The sequence below is a fragment of the Arsenophonus sp. ENCA genome (assembly GCF_002287155.1).
Classification (GTDB): Bacteria; Pseudomonadota; Gammaproteobacteria; order Enterobacterales; family Enterobacteriaceae; genus Arsenophonus; species Arsenophonus nilaparvatae.
The window spans coordinates 1-4,838 of sequence record NZ_NHNG01000243.1 but is presented as its reverse complement, the minus strand read 5'-3'; the positions used below and the strand labels follow the sequence as shown (position 1 = coordinate 4,838).

The window sequence follows — 4,838 nt, the reverse complement described above, 5'->3', positions numbered from 1 at the left end:
AAATGTTCCGGTAAGTGGATAGCCAGAAAGTCTCTTGCAACAGACAAATCACCGAGAAACTTCTTAAAAAACCCGTCATGGTGCGAAAGTTGGGAAGTCATCAATACTCCTTACGTTTTCACCATGACACGAGTTTCGCACAAAACTAATTTGGGTACGCTAATAAAACACGGATGTGCTCAGCAATAGCATTTTTGATTACGTCCCAATTTTGTTGGTAAAGGGTTATTTTTTCAGATATACGACGTTTATGTTGTTCAAACCACGCAGAAATAGCGAGAAAAATATGATTTCTTTGCGCTCGGCTCGTGCGAGCCTGACAGCGTTCAATACCACAATTTTGTTTAACTTCTCGATGATAAACTTCAACAGACCAACGGGCATCCATGATAGATTTGACGTATTCACGGGTGGGATTCTCTTTGTTTGTTACTATGTAATCAATACGGCCGTTTTTGGCTGTAAATTTGAAAACAGTCACCCAACCGTAGCCTCGTAAGTGTATTGGAGTTCCTTCTTCTGAGATGTCTAACTTGTTCAGTTGTTTATTATGGTTAACAATCCTGTTTTTCCTCAGCGTGGTTACCCAGACCCAACCATGAGAGCGAATTGATTTCAGATTATCTAGGCTAGAATACCAGGCATCCATCACTACCGCTTCTGGCATGATCCCTCTTTTTTTAGCAAGAGCCAGCATTTCGGAAAAGTGCGTGTTTTTTGTTTTTCCATCAGAATCTTTATCATAAATACGATAGTCAATAGGAATTGATTCAACACTTGTCAGATCATGCCAAAGCAAATTAACCAAACCTATGCCAGCAATAACATCATGCTTATTACCTGAATATTGATAATAAGCCTGTTGCTCAATAGTGAAATAAAACTGCTTTCAATAAAAACAAGTTAGATACATCTAAAAAACACAAAAATAGGTTATTTTTTAATCTTATATAGGTTATTTTTAATTCAAAAATTGATTATTTTATCATCAATAGCTGGTTTTTTTGTAAGTCACAATTAATTTTGCTATTGAGCAACAGGCTTAATGAACCCTCTATAGCATACTTAATATCAGAAGGTAATGCGGTGATTTGGTCGTTGACACGACCTAAATCGCCGATTAGCTCGATCATCAGCGCATCTCTGGCACTTCTTGGATTAGATTCTTTTTCATCCATTCTATTCAATCTCGGTTAATTGGTTTGTTTGAATAAATTTTCATAAACGGAATCCAGATTTCGTTTAACGCTTTTAGCCAGGGCTTTAAGGCCAAACATATCCGCCCAATGATTTCTGTCTTTTTCGCTGGCCTCTTTGTTATTTTTTAATAAGGATTTGTAATCCGTTTCGTCAGAAAGGAGCGCATCCACTGTTAATCCTTTGATAGACAAGGCGTCAAACAGCTCATTTTCAAAAATGGCGCACTCTTTATTCAGGGTAAAATTTTTCGCTTTTTTATGATGATTAATCACAAAAAAAATTCTTCATCAACGTCATTATCCACTCTGTTGAAAATCACTTTTATTTTTTCTTTCGCAATGCCAATACTTGAAAGGGTATTAATCATCAACACGGTTTCTTTTTGTTCTTTTGTGCCCGATGTAACAGGAATCAGAAACAAATCAAATTCTTCATGTGAGTCATCAAACTTTATCATGTTATTCATAAATTCTTCGATATTAGATGCGCCAATATCAATAATTGCAGCCTCTTCAAGCATCATTTTCTTAAATAATGTTCTGAATTTATTGCCATCCATTTTTTCAACGTCAATCCCTAATCCCTGAGCCGTTTCATTGATTGATTCGATGGCAAAAACTGGCGCCTGCATCCGAGGCGATAATAAGTGAGCGGCAACCGTGGTTTTTCCAACGGTTCCGGTATAATTAAGTATGGCAATTTTCATTTTTCAGGCTCCTGATAATTTTCTAAGTCTTCCAGATTAATAGATTGTTCTCTCAATTTTTTTAAATCTGACGGGTTACGGATTTTTTTTACAGTTTCGGGTTGATTTGTTTTATCTAAATTTTGTGGCTGACTGATGTTCTTGGTTGTAGTTACCAATCGTATTTTTGCGAGCAGATCAGCGCAGTATTTTTGGATGTAACGATTAAATTGGGATTCACTGAGAGAAAATTGATAGGTTTTAACTAAGTGCAGATAAATTTGTCGGTTTGTCTCTCCTTCGTGAAGTTTTTCTCTGATCTCATTAAGGTATTTAATGAAGACAGAGCGCCCAATTCTTGATTTTGATCTCCAGTCCTTCATTGTTTTGCCTTTAGCCTAATCGATTTTTGTTGGAATGCTTATTAAAGCATATTAATGCGTACTAGTGATTAGTAATGACATTATACATCAATCAATTGCGTGTTAAAGCGTTTTATTGCGTAATAGTGAATATTAATGAATTCCTAGATCAGTCATTGAAATACCAGAGGCACGTCACCGATGTTTACAATGGGCGAAAGCCCACTGTAAAATCGACCGTGCCAAAGGGGTCCCCCCCTTTGAAACCCCAGGCAAAAACAGGTTAATTTTTCTGGCAGAAAAATGGCGATGGTCAGGCCACCTCTGGCCCGTCATAATCGGCGTCCGATTGCGGTGTTTCGGTTTCATTTTCATGGTGTCTATCCATAGGGGTGGCTTGCCAGATGCGTCGTTGACCGGATTTGTTCACCGATTTTCCATCGGTTTGTGTTTCTGTCCACTTAACCGGGACAACGCCTTTATCTTCAAGTCTAATTAGCTCATTCGTTTCAAGGCCCGCAACGGCATCTTCCAGCCCAACACCCCACAGAGTCTTGACGCTGCCATCATCAAGTTGCAATTTCACAAAATAACTGTCATTGCGTTTTTCTTCCGGTTTGTTCATGTCGGGCTTAAATTTAAAGGGGGCTTCGCCGTGTTCGACCAGATAGCCTTCAAAAACACCCGGCTTGTCTGTTGAGCCTGATTGAGTTTCCTTTTCTGGCTCACCTGACGCTGTTTTTTGATTGTCGAGCGGTATGTTTTCTATCTCAGTCGCATTATTCGGCTTTTCAATACGTTGCCCAGTTTTTTCAATCGCCAGCTCTGCTTTTCTGGCCTCTAGTTGCTGATTCATTTCCTTGTCCGTGAAATGAATATCCAGATTGTTTTTAGCCACCACTTCAATTATCTGGTCTTTAAACGCCTGACTTCCCTTAATCGTTAAGGTACTGCCAAACTTTTCTTTGGCAAGTGTCAGGGCAACCATGAGTGCTGAATCGGTCATGGCGGCTTTTCGAACCGTAATGGCATTACCCGTATCAACAAACAGGGTGCGATCGGTTTTTTTATCCAGATAATGTACATTTTTGCTTAGCTTTGCGCGCTTGTATAAAGATCCAACGCTGAAATTGCGCGTTTCTCATTATCCGCGCTTTTTCGCTCTAATTGCGCCTGTAAATGCCGAATGAACAATTCAAAGCGCGATTTCGCCGGCATAGCCTTGTCATCAGGTACAGCGGCACTAATTGAGTTGTCCGGCGTACGGGATGAGGCACGAGTTTCGCACCAATAAAAAAACGCTCTATTTTTAAGTTTAATTCAGCATGATATATAAATAGTCAAAACCTTATAAATCAAATACAACTTATTGTAATTTAAGAAAATTTATGTTTTTTAGTAACTTGCAGATTAATCATTGCTTTTAAGCCATTTTTAGAATTTTATATGCCTGTGCGAAACTCGTGTATACGACATTTTGTAGGCATAGGTGGCTTTTTCAATCTTACCGCTAACATCCGGTGTGATAACCACAACTATCCGGCTACCTTCTTTATGCCAGGTCTGCCGCCGTAATGGATATTCCCGCGTGACAGTTCTGGTTTGCGTTTCACTTGTCCACTCAACGCTTGCCGTGTTGGTACAGGTACTGATAATGGTTTTCCTCCGTGCACAAACATGCGCTTTAAAGCTCGACTGGCTAATGCTTTTTTTACTGCGCTGCTCAGCACTGCCTGCCGTAATGCCTTCGGCATTTTCCTGTATCATCTGGCTGTTTTTCACCCTATCCGATTGCCAGTCGATTTTATCTTTGGGATTATTGATATAGGTTTCACGGGCGAGCTTGCCTAATTCACTGTCATTCAAGGGCTGATTGGCGGCATTGCCTGTTTTCGCTGCATGTTGATAAAAATCCGCCTCATTGGGGTTGGCGGTAAAATTGGGCAGTTCTTTTTGTGGCTGAAAATCCTTAAGGTAGACTCTGCCAGCGTTTGTGTTTGTTCGGCAAGGTCATAACCTTCTTTCGCGGCACTATCCATGTTACTGGCTGATGCCGTCATCGCAAACATAAAGAGCGGCACGGTCAGTGTTTTATTCATCGCGGCACGCTCCATGACGATTGATTTGTGTGAGACCTTCATCTAACGCCACTGAGCCATACACGATATCAAACGCCTTGCCACAGCGTTTAACCAGCGCCGGCACCTGGGTAATGCCATAATAGTCAAAGCGCAGCGGATCAACCTGGATGCCTGCTACCTTATATCTTGATCATTGACTGTCAAAGGTTAATGATCCCCAACTGATCATTGGGATGTTACCGGTGAGTTTGTACGCTGCCTTAAGCTTAGAGCTTGTACCTCAGATTAAACCCTGGTGACATATTCATCATCGTCTTCAAAACCGAACGGTATCTTGTGCTACGAGCACGTATTTATAAGGAAGGTTAGGACGATATATTCAATTATCTGTTTTTCATGAGAGAATTTACCATGATCAAAACCTCAGTGGGTATTGATGTCGCTAAATTAAAATTCGATGTTGCAGTATGGGTTGAGAGAAAAAAATATAAAACAAAGGTGTTTTCAAAT

The 4,838-nt window shown here is 40.1% G+C and carries 9 protein-coding genes; all 9 read right to left on the bottom strand.

Going from position 1 to position 4,838, the window contains the following annotated elements:
* Positions 1–101 (bottom strand): Rpn family recombination-promoting nuclease/putative transposase (locus CBG25_RS06245; protein WP_290605362.1); only part of this gene is annotated, 101 nt, incomplete at its 3' end.
* A 44-nt stretch (positions 102–145) separates the two neighbouring features.
* Positions 146–808 carry a transposase gene (locus CBG25_RS06240; protein WP_290605358.1) on the bottom strand — a complete coding sequence of 221 codons (663 nt, stop codon included), beginning with the start codon at positions 806–808 and terminating at the stop codon, positions 146–148.
* Positions 809–977: 169 nt separating this feature from the next.
* A complete protein-coding gene (locus CBG25_RS06235; protein ID WP_290605356.1) occupies positions 978–1,178 on the bottom strand; it encodes a hypothetical protein in 201 nt (66 codons plus the stop codon).
* A 15-nt stretch (positions 1,179–1,193) separates the two neighbouring features.
* Entirely contained in the window at positions 1,194–1,472 is a 279-nt protein-coding gene (locus CBG25_RS06230) for a hypothetical protein (protein ID WP_290605354.1), read from the bottom strand.
* Complete coding sequence (gene stbB, locus CBG25_RS06225; protein WP_290605352.1) at positions 1,469–1,906, bottom strand: StbB family protein; 438 nt, start codon at positions 1,904–1,906, stop codon at positions 1,469–1,471. Before stbB ends, CBG25_RS06230 begins: the two co-directional genes overlap by 4 nt.
* Complete coding sequence (locus CBG25_RS06220; RefSeq protein ID WP_290605350.1) at positions 1,903–2,268, bottom strand: hypothetical protein; 366 nt, start codon at positions 2,266–2,268, stop codon at positions 1,903–1,905. Before CBG25_RS06220 ends, stbB begins: the two co-directional genes overlap by 4 nt.
* A gap of 292 nt (positions 2,269–2,560) precedes the next feature.
* A complete protein-coding gene (locus CBG25_RS06215) occupies positions 2,561–3,298 on the bottom strand; it encodes an LPD7 domain-containing protein (protein ID WP_290605360.1) in 738 nt (245 codons plus the stop codon).
* Positions 3,299–3,681: 383 nt separating this feature from the next.
* Positions 3,682–4,113: a hypothetical protein gene (locus tag CBG25_RS06210; protein WP_290605348.1), complete on the bottom strand. Its 432-nt coding sequence runs from the start codon at positions 4,111–4,113 to the stop codon at positions 3,682–3,684.
* The gene (locus CBG25_RS06205; protein ID WP_290605346.1) at positions 4,110–4,388 is read right to left on the bottom strand and encodes a hypothetical protein; all 279 of its coding nucleotides are present in this window, start codon (positions 4,386–4,388) and stop codon (positions 4,110–4,112) included. The genes CBG25_RS06210 and CBG25_RS06205 overlap by 4 nt, the downstream gene beginning before the upstream one ends.
* Positions 4,389–4,838: the final 450 nt, after the last annotated feature.